The organism is Paracoccaceae bacterium (assembly GCA_033344815.1).
In the GTDB taxonomy this organism is placed as follows: domain Bacteria; phylum Pseudomonadota; class Alphaproteobacteria; order Rhodobacterales; family Rhodobacteraceae; genus Roseobacter.
In genome coordinates this window covers 4,999,725-5,016,605 of record JAWPMR010000001.1, presented here as the reverse complement: position 1 = coordinate 5,016,605, position 16,881 = coordinate 4,999,725, and the positions used below count along the sequence as shown (strand labels likewise).

17 protein-coding genes are annotated in these 16,881 nt (G+C 58.6%); 3 read left to right on the top strand and 14 right to left on the bottom strand.

The genetic code is table 11. The annotated features are described in order from the left end of the window. Nucleotides 1-3: 3 nt before the first annotated feature. The 14 genes from R8G34_23295 to R8G34_23230 form a co-directional block, all read right to left on the bottom strand. Nucleotides 4-2,157 carry a 4Fe-4S binding protein gene (locus R8G34_23295; GenBank protein ID MDW3225778.1) on the bottom strand — a complete coding sequence of 718 codons (2,154 nt, stop codon included), beginning with the start codon at nucleotides 2,155-2,157 and terminating at the stop codon, nucleotides 4-6. Between the two features lie 41 nt (nucleotides 2,158-2,198). Beyond that, complete coding sequence (locus R8G34_23290; protein MDW3225777.1) at nucleotides 2,199-2,564, bottom strand: hypothetical protein; 366 nt, start codon at nucleotides 2,562-2,564, stop codon at nucleotides 2,199-2,201. Between the two features lie 251 nt (nucleotides 2,565-2,815). Continuing rightward, entirely contained in the window at nucleotides 2,816-4,030 is a 1,215-nt protein-coding gene (gene hemA, locus R8G34_23285; GenBank protein MDW3225776.1) for a 5-aminolevulinate synthase, read from the bottom strand. 68 nt (nucleotides 4,031-4,098) lie between these two features. Beyond that, on the bottom strand, nucleotides 4,099-4,335 hold the full coding sequence (locus tag R8G34_23280; GenBank protein MDW3225775.1) for a hypothetical protein: 237 nt from the start codon (nucleotides 4,333-4,335) through the stop codon (nucleotides 4,099-4,101). Then, a complete protein-coding gene (locus R8G34_23275) occupies nucleotides 4,332-5,084 on the bottom strand; it encodes a CbiX/SirB N-terminal domain-containing protein (GenBank protein MDW3225774.1) in 753 nt (250 codons plus the stop codon). The genes R8G34_23280 and R8G34_23275 overlap by 4 nt, the downstream gene beginning before the upstream one ends. Beyond that, nucleotides 5,041-6,588: a cytochrome D1 domain-containing protein gene (locus R8G34_23270; protein MDW3225773.1), complete on the bottom strand. Its 1,548-nt coding sequence runs from the start codon at nucleotides 6,586-6,588 to the stop codon at nucleotides 5,041-5,043. The genes R8G34_23275 and R8G34_23270 overlap by 44 nt, the downstream gene beginning before the upstream one ends. Further along, nucleotides 6,563-7,777 carry a heme d1 biosynthesis radical SAM protein NirJ gene (nirJ, locus tag R8G34_23265; protein MDW3225772.1) on the bottom strand — a complete coding sequence of 405 codons (1,215 nt, stop codon included), beginning with the start codon at nucleotides 7,775-7,777 and terminating at the stop codon, nucleotides 6,563-6,565. The genes R8G34_23270 and nirJ overlap by 26 nt, the downstream gene beginning before the upstream one ends. After that, nucleotides 7,777-8,268 (bottom strand): Lrp/AsnC family transcriptional regulator, encoded by a 492-nt coding sequence (locus R8G34_23260; protein ID MDW3225771.1) that lies wholly within the window; start codon nucleotides 8,266-8,268, stop codon nucleotides 7,777-7,779. The genes nirJ and R8G34_23260 overlap by 1 nt, the downstream gene beginning before the upstream one ends. Then, a complete protein-coding gene (locus R8G34_23255) occupies nucleotides 8,265-8,714 on the bottom strand; it encodes an AsnC family transcriptional regulator (protein ID MDW3225770.1) in 450 nt (149 codons plus the stop codon). Before R8G34_23255 ends, R8G34_23260 begins: the two co-directional genes overlap by 4 nt. Next, the gene (locus R8G34_23250) at nucleotides 8,704-9,723 is read right to left on the bottom strand and encodes an AsnC family transcriptional regulator (protein MDW3225769.1); all 1,020 of its coding nucleotides are present in this window, start codon (nucleotides 9,721-9,723) and stop codon (nucleotides 8,704-8,706) included. Before R8G34_23250 ends, R8G34_23255 begins: the two co-directional genes overlap by 11 nt. A 10-nt stretch (nucleotides 9,724-9,733) precedes the next feature. Next, nucleotides 9,734-10,888, bottom strand: a complete 1,155-nt coding sequence (locus R8G34_23245) for a cytochrome D1 domain-containing protein (protein MDW3225768.1) — start codon at nucleotides 10,886-10,888, stop codon at nucleotides 9,734-9,736. After that, nucleotides 10,885-11,202, bottom strand: coding sequence for a cytochrome c (locus tag R8G34_23240; protein MDW3225767.1), 318 nt, complete (start codon nucleotides 11,200-11,202; stop codon nucleotides 10,885-10,887). The genes R8G34_23245 and R8G34_23240 overlap by 4 nt, the downstream gene beginning before the upstream one ends. After that, complete coding sequence (cobA, locus tag R8G34_23235; GenBank protein MDW3225766.1) at nucleotides 11,195-11,998, bottom strand: uroporphyrinogen-III C-methyltransferase; 804 nt, start codon at nucleotides 11,996-11,998, stop codon at nucleotides 11,195-11,197. Before cobA ends, R8G34_23240 begins: the two co-directional genes overlap by 8 nt. A 98-nt stretch (nucleotides 11,999-12,096) precedes the next feature. Continuing rightward, a complete protein-coding gene (locus R8G34_23230; GenBank protein MDW3225765.1) occupies nucleotides 12,097-13,839 on the bottom strand; it encodes a cytochrome D1 domain-containing protein in 1,743 nt (580 codons plus the stop codon). Nucleotides 13,840-13,968: 129 nt separating this feature from the next. Between R8G34_23230 and R8G34_23225 the strand changes: the two genes are divergently transcribed. From R8G34_23225 to R8G34_23215, 3 genes are all read left to right on the top strand, one after another. After that, nucleotides 13,969-15,945 (top strand): 4Fe-4S binding protein, encoded by a 1,977-nt coding sequence (locus R8G34_23225; protein ID MDW3225764.1) that lies wholly within the window; start codon nucleotides 13,969-13,971, stop codon nucleotides 15,943-15,945. A gap of 15 nt (nucleotides 15,946-15,960) precedes the next feature. After that, on the top strand, nucleotides 15,961-16,338 hold the full coding sequence (locus R8G34_23220) for a cytochrome c family protein (GenBank protein MDW3225763.1): 378 nt from the start codon (nucleotides 15,961-15,963) through the stop codon (nucleotides 16,336-16,338). Between the two features lie 83 nt (nucleotides 16,339-16,421). After that, entirely contained in the window at nucleotides 16,422-16,874 is a 453-nt protein-coding gene (locus R8G34_23215) for a cytochrome c (GenBank protein ID MDW3225762.1), read from the top strand. Nucleotides 16,875-16,881: the final 7 nt, after the last annotated feature.

The window sequence follows — 16,881 nt, the reverse complement described above, 5'->3', positions numbered from 1 at the left end:
CTTTCATGTGTTCGGAACTTCGCGTTTTTGATTGGGATGTCCGACAAACCGTTCAAGGTCTGGTCCAGCCTGATCTTTTTCCCGCCGTTTCATCTTTTTGATGACCACGGGACAGGTTGTTTCGGACTGATAAAGCACCTGGCAGTGCAGGCAGTTGATGCACTCGTTGGGGTTGATTTCGCCCGTCGGATGGATGGCTTGCACGGGGCATTGATGCGCGCAGGTCTGGCAAGGGCTGCCACATTCCTTGTAGCGCTTGAGCCAGTCAAACATCCGCAACCGCGCGGGAATGGCCAGCGCCGCCCCAAGAGGGCAGAGGTAACGGCAAAAGAAACGTTCCACGAAAAGACCGGCAATCAACAAAGCCACGGCATAGGTCACAAAAGGCCAGGCGCGCATGAAATTCAGGATAATCGCGGTCTTGAAAGGTTCGACCTCGGCCAGACGTTCCGCCTGTTCGATGCTGGTCAGAGAGACGCCGAACAGACCGAGAAAGATCATGTATTTCAGCGGCCAGAGACGTTCATTCAACCCCCACGGCAGAGTCCATTGCGGGACGCGCAGTTTGCGTGCCACCTGATTGAGCAGCTCCTGAAGGGCACCAAACGGGCAAAGCCAGCCACAATAGGCCCCGCGCCCCCAGAACAACAGCGCTGCCGCCACCGCGAACCAAAGGATGAAGGTCAACGGATCAAGTAAAAACGCTTGCCAGCTAAAGCCTGCGACCAAGGAGCCAAAGAGCGCCATGAGATTGACCACCGACAATTGCGCGTTGGTCATCCAGCCCAGATAGACCAGCGTCACCGCAAGGAATCCGATCCGGAAAATGTAAAATGCGCGCGCATTGCGTACGGCGAAACTCTGGAAGAAAAAGACACCCGTGAGCAGGGCCAGCATGACCCCCAAGACGACGATTTCAACTTGCTTCCCGACCCAGATGCGTTTCCACAATTCCTGGTGCGCGGCGGCTTCGCTTTGTGATGTGACCGTTTCAACGCTGTCCGGAATGTTCGCGGGGGGCGGTTGGACGGCGCGGATATAGTGCGCGGGCAACTGGTAGCCGAGATCGAAGGTGGTAAATACCTTTTCAATCGCACCGACTTCACGTTGCACCAGAAGCTGAATGCGAAAGGATTTGGTGGGGTCAAAGCCGCTGTCAGCAGGGATTTTAAACAGATCCGCTTCAGCGAAAACCGGCGCGCCGTTAGCCGCGATCGTGTTGATCCGTTTGTGCATGCGATCCCGAAACCGCACGGAGACATCCTGCTGGATCAGGACAATCCGGTCGAAAATACCGCCCCGCACATACCCCGATCCCTTGAAGGAATAGAGCCCACGCCCGAAAATCGCGACAGCCTGGTCGCCGTCTTCCAACCAATCGGCCAGATTGCCCGCCACGGCATCCCCTAGAACAGCGTGTGCGATGGCCGGATGGGAAACTAGCGTTGCCTGCATATCGATGAAGGGGGTTTCGGGTGGGTCGTCTAACGCGCGCTTGCCAGCGCGCTCGTCCTCCATCGCGGCAAAAGCCGCGTTGATCTGCCCCACATCCAGCGACAGCCGGCGTAAGGTTCCGTCGCCTTCCAACGTCATCCAGTCGCCAGAAGCCTCGGCCTCCGGGTTTATTTCAAACTGTGGGCCGGTGCCTTCGTCCTCAACGACAAGGCCGCCCAACCCAAGTTGGCGCGCAACCTTCAGACCCGCCCGCACGATGGAATCGTCTATCACCATGATCGTCACGGTCGCACCTGAAATGATATCAAGCTGGTGCGCTGTGCCGCCAGATTCTGCTTCTGCCACAAGGTCAAGGCCCCGGTAATTGGCCACGAGCGCCTTGACCTTGGAGTCTGGAATACCAATCAACACGATGGGCTCAGAGTGTTTGACCAGTTGCACGCCGATCACCCGGGCTGCGTCATCAATCACGACCATGGTGTGGATGGGTTTGCCCGAATATCCGGTGGTGGAAACGAAATCCGAGGTGACATAGGCCCACCCGATCCGCGCGCCGTCTTTCAAGACTTCGACCACGGGAATGTCGGGGTGGGTGATCCCAAAGCCATCCGCGCCCTCGACCAACTCTGCTGCGGCGAGTTTCGGCAAGATTTTGGACAGTACCGTTTCCGCTGCGGCCGGAAGTCCGAAGCAGATGAGCATCGCAAGGAGGGTCAGGAGCTTTAAACGGAAGTAAACGAACTTCATGTGGCAACACCCGGCAACAGAGCGTGCCCGACATGTCGGGTCGGGGACCGATCACGTATATTCTGCATCAGGGAAAACTGCGCAGCCGGGGGTCCGCGCAACGGCGGACGCATGTTGCGTCTTTCAACTCTGGTGCCCGACGCGACAAGCCGGTCTTCCTGCAGGTCCAAAAGCGCAAAGCTAGGGTTGGACGCGCAGACCCCGGAGATCATCGCTCCGATGGCAGGACAACAGGTCAGGCACTCCGGACAGTTTTGCGAAGGCTCGACCGGTTTGCCATCCGCGTCGAATTGAACGGTTTGTACAACGCCATCCGCGCAGATCACCATCGAGAAAACTGCGCCGTCGTCCATTGTAGACATGCCATACGGGCCGTAAAAGGCCAAGCACGCCGACAGTAAGACACCAAGTAAAACTGAGCAGAAGCTTTTCATGAATGAGTGGCTGTTTCCGGATCGAAACAGCTCCCTAGAAACAGCACAAAAAGAGCTGTGAATGTCGTTTTGAAGTGCTCGGGTTTTCGCTCCATACCCTTCCCTTTTTAAGCTGCGACCTTCACACGCCCGACGCTGAGCCGAGTTCACCGATCAACATTTGACGCGGTCCTCCGATATCAGGCCACGGCCCTGTTCAACGCACATTGCGACCAAAGATCGGAGAGCGCGTTCACCAGCACCTCGATGTCCCGGTGGTCGTGCAAAGGGGACGGCGTGATACGCAATCGCTCCGTACCCTTTGGGACAGTCGGGTAATTGATCGGCTGCACATAGATGCCGTAGTTTTCGAGCAGCGTGTCGCTCAGGAATTTTGCCTTGAACGGGTCGCCGACCATCACCGGTACAATGTGACTTTCGTTGTGCAGATGCGGCAGGCGCATTGCATCAAGGCGCGCACGTAACTTCGCCACATTGGCCCGCTGCCGGCGGCGTTCCAGATCGCTGCCCCGCAGATGGCGGATGGACGTCAGCGCCCCCGACGCCAACGCAGGTGGTAAGGCAGTCGTAAAGATGAACCCACTGGCAAAGGACCGCACGAAATCGCACATCACCGCAGATCCCGCGATATAGCCCCCCATCACGCCAAAGGCCTTGCCCAATGTGCCCTCGATGAGGGAGACGCGATGCGCCAAACCTTCGCGTTCGGCAATGCCGCCACCCTGTGCACCATAGAGCCCGACGGCATGAACCTCATCCAGATAGGTCATGGCCCCATGCGCCTCGGCCACATCAAGGATTTCAGCTATCGGCGCGATGTCCCCGTCCATTGAATAGACCGATTCAAAGGCGATCAACCGCGCCCCGCCAGGTGGCAACGCGTTGAGCTTGCGGTTCAGGTCTTCGGGGTCGTTATGTTTCCAGATCACCTTATCGGCACGGCTGTGTCGGATGCCTTCGATCATGCTGGCATGGTTCATTTCATCGGACAGGATCGTGCAGCCCGGCAACCGCGCGCCCAGCGCACTTAGGCTTGCCCAGTTCGAGACATAGCCCGAGGTGAACAGCAACGCGGCTTCCTTGTCATGCAGATCGGCCAGTTCCGCCTCAAGCGCGACATGCTGCGTGGCAGTACCGGAGATATTGCGGGTACCGCCTGCCCCTGCCCCGTCCTGAAGCGCTGCATCAGCAATCGCCTGGCGCACAAATCCCGCCTTGCCCATCCCTAGGTAGTCGTTGGAACACCAGACCGTGACCTCACGCGGGCTGTCCGCGCCGTGCATCGTGGCGTGGGGCGCGTTGCTGGCATCCCGTTCCAATTCAGCGAAAACGCGGTAATTCCCCTCAGAACGGAGCTGATCCAACTGGTCGGCGAAAAAGGCGTCGTAGTTCATGCAGGTGGCTCCCCCGGAGATGTTTCACCCATCAAACCCGGTGAACCCGGCCAGAGCCTTGACCTTGGTTAAGTCCGACCGTCCGCGCGGTCCATCAAGTGGCGCGCCCAACGACCAGCAGCCCATGCCGCCGGAACCCCAAGACCAACCGCCCATTTCAGAGCTTTCACCGGCTCCAGTGGATCAAGCCCCACAACCGGCGCCATCAGGGCAAACATGAAGAGGTTGATCGCGACCGCCCCAACCACGAAAGGATAGAGCAACAGCGCCAGCTTCCCCACCGGCCAGGGTCGTTCGGCGCTCATGCGAGTTCTGCGCTGTACACTGCGCCAATCACAGCCAGCGCCAATGCCGGGGTTTCAGGCCACGTGCCCACAGGTTCTAGTACCGGCCCATCAAAACGCGCTGCTTGCAGCTCTTCGGGTAAATCGTCGGTGACGTGGCCAGCACGGGCAGCAAAAAAGGGCAGAACGATGGCAGGACGCCGTACCGACGCAACCACGTCACGAATGGCAGGTGGTTCGTCCACATAACAGGGGCGGATCGCCTTGAAACGACCGAACCCAGCAAGAGCCTTTGCAGCGCTCTCGGTGGCCTGGCGCGGCTTGTCACTGCTGGGAGACCCATGAGCAGCAAGGATCACGGTTGTCTGCGACATCTCCCAGCCCAGCGTCTCCAGACGCAGGCGCAAACGGTCATGCATCAGTTGAGGCAAACCCGGCCAAAGACCCATGGGCGCAGTCGCGCGCCAGTGCGACAGGCCGGCAGCCTTAAGGCGCTTGGGCAAATGGGTTTTGACAAACCAGCCATCCGACATGAACCACGGGCATAGGATCGGTGCATCCATGCGTTGAACGGCGCGTGCCAATGCGCCCTCGGCGGCGAGAGTTGCGCCGCGCACCTGCACCTCCGGCATCAACTGACCAAGCCGCGTCGCCAAAGCCTGAACCGCGACCTCCTGCGGTTCGGGGTCCGAAGGCGATCCATGCGTTACAACAAGGATGGGGCGGTCAATGACTGGTGCCATCAGAAAAGGTGATCTTATTGAATACATTATATTTCCCCGAAGGTTTACGCATCGGCAACCGCTTCACTTCCTCAAGTGTTTTTGCGTCGTAGATAAGGATCGCGCCGTCATCTTCCCACAGGCTGACCAGCGCATGACGCCCCTCCCGGTCAAACTCGACATGGGCAAGCGTTTTGCCGGGCACCGGGCGCAGGGTCTTGACGATCTCCAGCGATTGTTTGTCGATCACATGCATCGCATCGCGGTTGGGACCGAAAAACACATCGGCCCAGACGTAAGGTGAATTCTCGTGACTGCGCAGAAAGAAGCCCGGCCCATCTGTTTCGATCTGAGTCAGAACTTCCCAGTTTTCGGTGTCGATCACGGAAAGCTTGCCCTCCCGCAGGTGCGGCGTCGCCATGACGCGGCGGTCCTGAAACACCCAAGAGATCCCTGACCCCAGATGCGGCAGCCCTGAGAGCGGCAATTCATGCGTCTCACGGCCCACGTTCAGATTGACCACAACACCCCGGTCGCTTTCCCGAGCGGCTCCGATGAGAAACCGGTAATCGGGCGTGAAAAAGAAATCGTCCAGCGGTTCGCTTAGTTCGATCCGGCGTCGTGCAAAAAGCCCCTCCGATGAAGCGATAGCCTCCACCATATCCTTTTCGTGGCTGTGCACGAAGCCTTCATAGACGGTCTCGGCATTGGGATCGGTCGCGACCTCCCAGATCTCGGGGATGTCCTTCAGTGCCAGGATGAAGCTGTCGCGCTGCGGGGCCTGATAGACGGCGGACACCCGAGAGCTATCGCCGTCCTTGCCCACCACGTCAAAGATCCTTTGGACTGACATATCCGCCGTCGACAGGATTGTGAGACTATGGGGCAGGTAATTGGCCACGGCGAGGTATTTGCCATCCTTGGACATGGCTATATTGCGGCTGTTGACGCCCGCCCGCAGGCGCGCGACCTCCTGCATCGACCATAGATCAATCTTTTGCACCCACCCATCGCGCGACATCACAAAAGTGAACCGCCCGTCTGGCGTGAATTTTGGCCCTCCATGCACGGCCAGCGGAGTGGGCAAGCGTGCGAGCACGTCGAATGTGTCCCCATCCAGCACGCTGATGTGATGATCGCCGGTTTCGACCACCAAAAAGATATTCAGCGGGTCCGCATCATGTTGCGGCTTATCCGGAGCGATGTAGTCGGGGTTGACTGCAAGAGTCTCAGCGATGCGCGCCGCGTCCCAGACCGGGATCTCCGGCAAGGGTGTGTGCAGATAGGCAGCAAGTTCGGTGATGTCTTCTGCCGTCATCTGACCGTCAAAGCCCGGCATCTGCGTGCTGATCCGGCCTTTGGCGATCACGGCCTCCAGCTTTTCGCCCCTTAGTCTGCGCAGGCTTTCGGGGATCAGCGCGGGGCCAAGGCTGCCCAGACGGTCATCGCCGTGGCAGACCGCACAATGGGTTGCATAATGCACCGCAGGTTCTGCCCGCGCGCCCAAAGGTGCAACCGCTAGCAAGCTAAGTGAAATTATGCGCTGGATCATGTCGCCTCCCAGTGAATTTACGCAACTCAACCCGCCCGGTTTCCGGCGTATCAATGCCGATCTCGGCATCTGAGAGGTAGCAGGCAGGGTCTTCTTCCCAGGGATCGCCCGTCAGTTGCAGCGCGCGGATGCGCGTATTACCGCCACAGACCGATTGATGTGCGCAGGCCCCGCAGCGCCCCTTGAGCGGACGCGGCCGTGTGCGCAGCAAACCCAGCATTTCGTCCGAGCTTGTCCAGAGGTCGGAAAAGCGGCCTGTTTTGACATTTCCGACGGTGTAATCGGACCAATAGGTATCGGGATGCACCTTCCCGGTTGGATCGATATTCGCGACCCCCACCCCCGATGAGTTCCCGCCCCAGGCCTCAAGATGCGCCCTAAGATGATCGATTTGTTCGGTGCCGAAGCGCGCGCACGCCCAGTTGAGGAATCGCACGGCATCGGCATCATTGTTGCCGGTCACCACCTCGAAATGCCGCCCCTCTTGCAGCGCGTTCCAGGCCCGGTCGATCAAAAGGTCTACACAGCGACGGGCACGCGCGTGCCCTGCATCCTCGCCGCGATTCTTGTTGCCCCGCCCCGCGTAGACCAGATGAGACATGTAGAACTTATCGATCCCTTCCGCTTCGCACAGATCGAGGATTGCGGGCAGTTGTTCGGCGTTGTCCTCGGTCGGCGTAAATCTAAGGCCGACCTTGATGTCATGGTCCTTGCACAGCCGTGCGCCTGCGACGGCTGCGTCGAACGCACCGTCCTGACCGCGGAACCAGTCGTTGGTGGCTCCCACCCCATCGATACTGATACCGACATAGTCAAACCCGATATCGGAGATTTTCTGCACCGCATGTGTGTCGATCCGCGTGCCATTGGTCGACAGCGCCAGATAGGGGACCTTGCTGCGGGCATATTGCGCCAGCTCATAGATGTCGCTACGCGACAGCGGCTCACCGCCTGACAAGATCAGCGCTGGGATCTTGAAGGCCGCCAGATCGTCGATTACACCGAACGCCTGTTCAGTCGATAGCTCACCCGGAAAGACATTATCCGAGGATGTCGTATAGCAGTGACGGCATTTCAGATTGCAGCGGCGCGTCAGGTTCCAGATGACCACGGGCCGAACCGGGCCCCGCCGGGTGCGTGGCTGTGTCGGGGTGATCAACTGCTCCATGTATTGCGTCAGTCGAAACATCAGGTGCCTCCCTTGGTGGCCAGTCGCAGACCGGTTTTCTTGAGGATTTGCGTTGAATAGAGAACGTCATGCGCGCGGACCGCAGGCCCGAGCAGCTGCAGGATATGTTGGCGTTTCTCCTCGACTTCCGCGCGGGTCGATCCGTGCAGCATGGCGAAAAGATTATAAGGCCAGACAGGGCGTTTCCGGGGCCTCAGGTAGCAGTGCGTTACGTCCACCATCGCGCCGACAAGCGCGCCCAGCTCTTCGGCCTCCGCGTCGTCAATGTCCCAGACGGTCATGCCATTTGCCGCCATGCCTAGCTTGTAGTGGTTGGGCGCGATGCCGATCCGCCGGATCACCCCCTGCCCGAGCAGCCCGTCGAGACGCTCCATTACCTCTGCCTCTTGCAAACCCAACTGCCGCGCGATCTGCGCATAAGGTTTTGCAACCAGCGGCAGGCCCGCCTGGCAGGCTTTGATCAAGGCGCGGTCTGCGGACTGGATACTCATGCGGCCACCCGGAAGCCCACAAAGAACTCCTTGAGTTTGGGGAACTGAAAGACCGACAGGCTGGTCGCGGCCTCAATCCGCGCAGCCACCTCTGCGATGCCCTCAGGTGTCTCAGTGGCCAACACGAACCACATATTCAACCGGTGATCGCGCGCATAGTTATGAGCCACCTCATCAAAGCCATTGACGATATCTGTCATCGCGCCGAACTGGGCCTGTGGGATTTCCATGGCGCAAAGACAAAACGCGCCGCCCATGGCGGCCGCATCCAAAAATGGGCCAAAGCGCGTTATGATGCCTGCGTCCTTCATCCGAGCAAGCCGCGCAATCAGATCATCTTCACGCAAGCCCAGACGATCTGCCGCCACGGCAAAAGGGCACGGCGCAATCGGAAACCCCGTTTGCAGCGCGTTGATAATCTGGCGGTCAGTTTGGTCAATGTCCATCGGATCTTCCTTGTCTCCCCTGTGTTTTGCGCCCCGCAGAGGTGAAATCAATCAAGGCCCCTTGTTGGCGAAAACACCGGGTGCTGAACAGGATGCGGTACTCAAAGGGCACCATATGTGCGGTGACCCGCGCCTGGCTGAGTACGTCAAGGGTTTCCGCCCGACTGCGCCCGTGGATCATGCAGTACAGGGTGTAGGGCCAGACACCCTTGACGGGTCGGCGCTCGTAACACAGCGTCACACCCTGCACGCGGGTCAAGGCGCGTCCGCAGGCCTCGATGTCTTCGGGTGGCACGACAAAGACGCACATCGCGTTGGCGCGCCACCCCAAGGCGCGATGCCGCACGATCACGCCGATGCGCGACAGGATCCCCGCCTCGACCAGGGCCCTGACCCGCTCCAACACAGCTGCTTCGCTTTGACCCAGACGGTCGGCGAGTTCCGCAAAGGGGCAAGCCGTAGCCACCATGCCTTCTGAGAGCGCCTGCATGATAGCCCGATCGCTTGCTTCGATCCTGACATTGGTATCGACCTCGCGCGGTTGCGGCAGCTTGTTCGACCCGTCCAGAGCAAATCCCAGATCGACGTTGAAAGGCCGCTTAAGGCGCAAGTCCAGCACCCGCAAGCCCGTCTGGTCGGCAATCCGGCGCAGGATGTCATCGACAAAGGCGCGTGTCGGCCCGGTGGCCACAAACCAGATGTTCCACTGGTTTTCGCGCTCATAAGAGTGGTTGACCCCCTCCTGCGCGTTGATGATATGCGCGATTTCCTCGATCTTGCCCTCAGGGGCCGCCACGGCAGCAAGCGTGCTGGCGGCCAGAGTGTTCGGTCGGCACGTCCCCCCAATCCGGCTGATCGCGCCGGTTTCCAGCAGGCTTTGCAGCCGGTCGATGATGCAGTCTTCGGATGTGTCGAGATGACGCGCGATGTCCCGAAACGGGCGCGACACAAGAGGCAAAGCACGTTGCCAATCGTTCATCAGCCTCCAGTCCAGTGCATCCAGCGTCATGTGTTTTCTCTCAAAGCCCAATGCGATGCGCCCTTGCGGTGAAAAAGATACCGGAGGGGGTTTGCGCCGGAACCTCGCCAATTTTCTCAAAGGTTTGCGTGTCATAGATGTCGATGCGGTTGGCATCGCGTACAGAAACCCAGACCTGATGCCCGCGTGCTGTGAATTCCATGTGCAAAACGGCGGGACCGGGTTTCAGCGTTTGCACAACCTCACCCGAGGCGGCTTCAATGATTTCGACGGTGTCATTGTTTGGATGCGCATAATTCACCCAGACGTGCCGTCCGTCGGGCCGGGCGACGGCAAAGACCGGTTGGCCGTGGGTTTTGGTCCGCCCCAGTTCGCTGAGCCGCTGCGCGTCCAGCCAGAGCACCTCGTGACGCCCTACGGCGGGCAGCGCAAAGCGATCACCCGCCAGCGCCCAGCCTTCAAGGTGGGGCATCTTATAGACTGGTAGTGGTTCCTCGCCGCGCCCATAACCGGGCAGAATGCGTTGTACTACCGGGGCTTCAGACCACAGATCAAGTGTGCTCAGCCCGTCCTCGCCGAATAGTCCAACGATGTAACGCCGCCCGTCCCCGGTGATCAGCGCGTCATAGGGGTTGGCCCCCATACCGGTGATCTTGGTGACCTCGGGAGCGCCTCCTGACATATCAGCAATCCAGGTCTCACCCGTGTCCCACATCGAAAACACAAATCGCCCGCCCGGTGCATCGACAAGACCGATGGTTTTGGAGGCTGTCGGGAAATCAGCAACCAGATCAAGCGTTTTGGCGTCAAAGACCCTCACCCCTCCCGGTTCATAATTCGATACAGCGACCAGACGACCATCGTCGGAAATGGCCCCGCCAATGGAATTGCCCGCCTGCATGACGCGGCCCGCGATGGACTGCGTTACCAGATCAAGCTTGGTCAGCCCGCCATCTCGGCCGAAAATATAGGCAAAGCGCTGATCAGGGGAGAAAACAGCACTGGCATGGGAGAGGTCGCCAAAGCCCTCAACACGCGCAATCACCCCCATGTCGGATTGATCCACGATCAGGACCGATCCCGTCGTGCGTTCGATCACCACGCCCATGTCGCCGGTAGCATGGACCTTTACCTCGGCGCTTGCAGGCAAAGCGAAAATGCAGCACAGCAAAAGCATGCGGGTCAGGCGCGTCATTCACCGACCTCCAAAAGATATTGAGCAATCCAATGTGCCTCGGTTTCGCTCAAGAGAGGACGCCAAGGCGGCATTGCCGTGCCCGGGATGCCGTCCAGAATTATAGATGTCAGACCCTCGACCGTCTGGCCGTCCAACGCCTTGGCCGTGATGGCCGTGCCTAGCCCGCCCGTCAGTTTAAGGCCATGGCATGACCCGCAATCCTGTTCGACCAAATGGGCAAGACGGTCCTGTTGGGACTGCGGCAATACTTCTGCACCCGCACCAATTGCGCAAACCGAAACCACAGACACCAAGGCACCGGTCTTACCCATGCAGCACACTCTGCAAATGAGAAGCATCGAGGATTTCTTCCACCACCTTTTGGTTCTCATCGTCAATCAGGCTGACGACATGCCCGATAATAAATAAAACCGGCCCCGGCACGGGGATGTTCGCCCGCTTGATCTGCAAGGCACCCAGTTGCGTGATCAGATGGCTCTCGTTGGGCCGCGTACCATTCGCCACGACCAGCACCGGATGCTCGGCAGGCAGACCGCGGTCAATCAGCCCCGCCGCGATTTGCTGCATGTTCGCATGGCCCATATAGACGACCAGCGTGGTGTCAGTATCGGCCAACCCATCCCAATCCAGATCAAGCGGGCGGTTGGCTTGACAATGGCCGGTAACATAACGCACGCCGGACGCCAGTCCGCGATGGGTCAGCGGCACACCGGTTGAAGCTGAAACGCCCTGAGCGGCGGTGATGCCAGGTGCATAAGTGACTTTAATCCCAGCCGCGCGCAGCACGGCAGCTTCCTCGGAGCCACGTCCGAAAATCATCGGATCGCCCCCCTTGAGACGGGCAACGGTTGCGCCCTCCTGCGCCAACCGCACCAAAAGGGCGTTGATGTCGTCTTGAGGAACGGGGTGATGGTTCGGTTTCTTGCCTACGTTAATGCGCCGAACGCCTGCAGGTACCAATGCCAAAATATCGCGCGAAACCAGCCTGTCATGAACAACAACATCGGCGGACTGCATCATTCGCAAGGCGCGCAGGGTCAGTAGATCAGGATCACCGGGCCCTGCCCCCACCAAAAAAACCTGACCATCGTTCATTTTCTTCAACATATCATATCCTTGACGCTGGAGCTTTGGCCGAGATGACGGGAGAGAAAGCGACGCGGCAGGTGGGAGAAACCTGCCGCGCCAGCTTGGCGCAGATGGTGTCAGTAGACGTCTGCGCGGGTGTTAAAGACGTTGAATTTGCCCGTCGGGGTCACAAGCCGCGGATCCTTGATCACGTGCTTGAGTTCCAGCGTCCTGTCGTCGACCACCACGATGGCCGATTCCAGATCTGCGGCGTTCCAGATGGAGAACCAGATCTCGTTGCCTGCCTGATTGAATTCACCCTGAACAACACGGGGCTGGCCTTCGGCAATCCCGGCCCATTCAACCAATGGCAGAACAGTGTATTCCGGCTCCTCCTGTACCAATTCGTCGATCTTGAAGACCGCAACCGAGCCTGAGGTTTCCGCATCCGGGTTCAGCGTCGCATCCACATAAAGGTGGTTTGATGTGGGGTGCGATTTCACAAAGAGCGACCCGCCACCAAGCGCATAAAGCTGCTGCACCATTTTCCAGGCGTGATCGGGGTTGCCTTCGGGGTCCGTCCCGATAAGTGCGACCGTATCATCCCCAAGGTGCGACGTTGCCCAGACAGGTCCGTAGGTCGGGTGGTTGATGTTGGCGCCGCGGCCGGGGTGTGGTGTCTCGCCTTCGGTTTCGATCACGGCGACCTTTTTGCTTTCCTTGGTGTCGATGACCACAATCTTGCCGCGTGCGTTGGCCGCAGTCAGGAAGTAGCGTTGCGTGCTGTCCAGACCACCATCATGCAAGAAGCGTTCCGCATTGATCTCAGTGATCTTCAGAGCGTCGATGTCGGAATAGTCCACCATCATGATCTTGCCGGTTTCCTTGACGTTGACGAGAAATTCCGGCTTGAAGTGCGAGCCCAGTATCGCAGCAACCCTTGGTTCCGGGTGAAAGTCCTGCTCGTCATATGTCATGCCACGCGTCGATTTGATCCGCAGGGGTTCCAGCGTATCTCCGTCCATGATGACAAACTGCGGCGGCCAATAAGCCCCGGCGATTGCATATTGATCCTCGAAGCCTTTGAATTTGGAGGTTTCAACCGAGCGCGCCTCGGAGCCAACTTTGATCTCGGCCACAGGCCCGGGCGTTTCCATCCAAAGGTCGATCATAACGACCTTGGCGTCACGGCCGATCACGAACAGGTAGCGGCCCGAAGCGGAAATACGGCTGATGTGGACGGCATAGCCCGTTTCGATGATCGTCTTGATCTCGTAGCTTGCGCCATCAATGAGTGCGATTTGACCGGCATCCCGCAGCGTGACCGAGAAAAGATTGTCAATGTCGATGTCGTTCATCTTTTCGGCGGGTCGATCTTCGGGGGCCACGATGACTTTCCAGCTGTCGCGCATTTCCGCCATGCCCCACTCGGGTGGCACGGCAGGCTCCAGCAGCAGATAGCGCGCCATGGCGTCCACCTGCTCTTCGGTCATATCACCGGAAGTGCCCCAGTTGGGCATCCCGGCAGGCGAGCCATAGGTGATAAAATCGCGCAGGTACTCAAACCCGTTCGGACGCGTGATGTCCGTTGTCAGCGCCTTGCCGGTGGCACCCTTGCGCAAAACCCCGTGACAGCCTGCGCACCGCTGGAAATAGATCGTATTGGCATCCTGATATTCGCTCGGTGTCATCACCGGATCACCAGGTTTGCGACCCGGAATTTCGACCTGAATCTGACTGAGTGTTGTCATGGATGGTTGATACGCACCCGACGCTTCATCGCCGTGATCCGCAGGCTTTTCCTGTGCAAAGGCAAACGAGGCGGAAAGCGACAGTAAAGCGCTTACGGCAACAGACCGTGTAAGAATGGATAGGGACATATATCGGCTCCAATTGCGGTAAATTCGATACGCCCAAGGCTGGTTGATGCGGGTCGGGTGTTGCCTTGACTTTGATCAAGACACCGTTCGGCCACGCTCGGCATTGTTGTTTTCAAGGTGGAAAAACGCATGAAAATCCTTTTCGCCCACGTGATAGTTGCGTTCGTTTTGAGCGTGGCTTGCGCGTGGGCACAGACCAGTCCCGATCTTGCGCTGGCTCGGGCATTGTTGGACTCCGATCAAACCGAGATTCTGGTGCAACGGCACGAAGACCCCGTGCCCGGATGGCAGGTTCTGACCGCTGAAGACCGTCGCCCACTGGGTAAGATCGCCTCTACATGGGAGGTGCTGCAATCCACGGGGTATTCCGGTAAGCCACTGGATATTCTGGTCGCTGTGGATATGACGGGCACCATCACCGGTGCGCGTCTTATGGAACATGCAGAGCCTATTCTGACGCTTGGCATTTCGGACCAGGATATCGCCGACTATGTGAACGCCTTTGCCGGTTTGCGCATGGAGTCTGAGGGCCTGACAGGTGACGCACCGGACATCATCAGCCGTGCAACCGTGTCAACCGGCGTGATTCGCGATTCGATTCTGCACATGGCGCGGCTGTTGTCGCAATCAAACGGTGGCGGACTTGACCGGGTGACGTTTCAACCGGCGGGTTGGGCCGATCTGACCCGTCTCGGCGCCTTTACCACCCGCGTCGTGACGCTGCGCGACGCCCGCGCGGCCTTGCCCGATGCTAATCCGGCGATCCCTGACAAGGACGGTACGTTTTTGGAGGTCTGGGTCAGCGTGCTTGACCCTGCCACGATCGGGCAAAACCTGCTGGGCGCGCCGGAGTTTCGTCGTGCCATCGCCGCCTTGCCCGCCGATCACGATGCGCTGCTTATCGCCAGCCGGGGGCTGCAGTCGCACCGTGGCACAGGCTGGCGCAGGTCAGGCGTATTCGGCCGCGTAGCGCTGGAACAAGGCGGGCGGCACTACACACCGCTTTCGTCCGGTTATCAGCGCCTGAACCAATTCGAACCCGATGATGCACCCGACGTAAAAGAGGCAAGCCTCTTTGCCGTCCCCCGCGACCAGATCAACCTGTCCGAACCTTTCACCCTCACGGTGTCGGCGACACGCGGCGATGCTGTTTTCCCAATGTCCCTGCCATTTGAGTTGGGTGCGGCCTTCCTGAATCCGCCTCAACCAGTCGCCGCGCCACCGCCTGCATGGCGCAACGCATGGGCCCAAAAGACAGTGCCGCTTGTTGGTCTTGCGGTCATGTTGGCGACACTTTTCGCGATCCTCCTCCTTCAGGATGCCTTCGTAAAACGCCCGCGTCTTTGGCTCTGGACGCGTAGCGCGTTCCTTTCTGTCACCTTTGTCTGGCTTGGCCTTATACTTGGCGCACAGCTTTCGGTCGTTCAGGTCGTGGCCTTTGTCCATTCGTTGCTAAACGGTTTCAAATGGGATGTTTTCCTGATGGAACCACTGATCTTTGTGCTGTGGGGGTTCACGGCCCTTGGACTGCTGTTCTGGGGACGTGGCGTCTTTTGCGGCTGGCTGTGTCCTTTCGGTGCCTTGCAAGAGCTGTCAAATCAGGCCGCGCGCCGACTTGGCATTAAACAGATTGCAGTTCCAAACGCAGTCCACGAGCGACTGTGGATCCTCAAATACACTCTGTTTCTGGCCATTCTTGGCCTGTCTTTCTATTCCATGAAAGACGCGTTGATACTGGCAGAGGCAGAGCCTTTCAAAACTGCGATTTCCATGCGGTTCATGCGTGGCTGGCCATTCTTGCTTTTTGTCGGTGCCATCCTGTTCATAGGTCTTTTTGTAGAGCGCGCCTACTGTCGTTACCTCTGCCCTCTGGGCGCTGCACTTGCCATCCCCGCCAAACTGAAAATCTTTGACTGGCTGCGACGCCGTCCCCAATGCGGACGCGAATGCAGGCTCTGTGAGCAACAGTGCACCGTGGGGGCCATCGACCCGCTTGGGCGCATCAATCCAAACGAATGCATTCTCTGTCTTCGCTGCCAGATGATCTTCCACGAACCGCACACCTGTACGGTTCTCAAACGTCGCAATCGCGCGACATCACCCTGATCCAAAGGAAAAAACATGTTCCACAAACTCTCTATCGGCCTGTTGGCCCTCACACTTAGCAGCCCAGCTTTTGCGTCAGGTGACGCGGCCAATGGTGAAAAGGTCTTTCGCAAATGCAAAGCGTGCCATGCCGTGGGTGAAGACGCCAAAAACAAGGTTGGGCCCACATTGAACGGCATCATCGGAGCTGCCGCAGGCGCGAACCCGGATTTCAAATACTCGGATGCATTACTGGCAAAGGCGACAGATGGCCTTGTCTGGAGCGAAGAGGAAATGGCGGCATTTCTAACTAAACCAAAAGAGTACTTGCCCAAGACGAAAATGAGCTTTGCGGGCCTGAGAAAAGAAGACGACGTTGCAGATGTTATCGCTTACCTCGCGACATTCGACTGAGCACAGCTTGACTTTCGTTAAGGCGGCAAGTGGTCGCCTTAACCATCCTGTCTGAATAGGCCTGCTATCAAAAGGAGCAAAGGATGCGTGACGTTCTCACGACCTCCATGGCCCGTAACATATTCTATGGCGGGTCATTATTTTTCATTCTTATCTTCGTCGGTCTGTCGGTTCATTCGCATAGGTATATCGTGACTACCTCCACCGATGCGGCAAGCCTGACCGAAAAAGTCGCGCACGGGAAACATCTGTGGGAAATCCACGGCTGCGTGAACTGTCATTCCATCCTTGGCGAAGGTGCCTACTTCGCGCCCGAACTGGGCAACGTGATGACGCGCTGGGGCGTTGAAGACGATCCTGATGCCGCTTTTGAAACGCTCAAAGGGTGGATGGATGCAATGCCCACGGGCATCGAAGGACGCCGGCAGATGCCGAACTTCGGCCTTAACGATGATGAATACCGCGCCCTGAGCGATTTCTTGCTGTGGACCAACACGATTCGCAATCAGGACTGGCCACCAAACGACGCTGGATAAGGAAAGC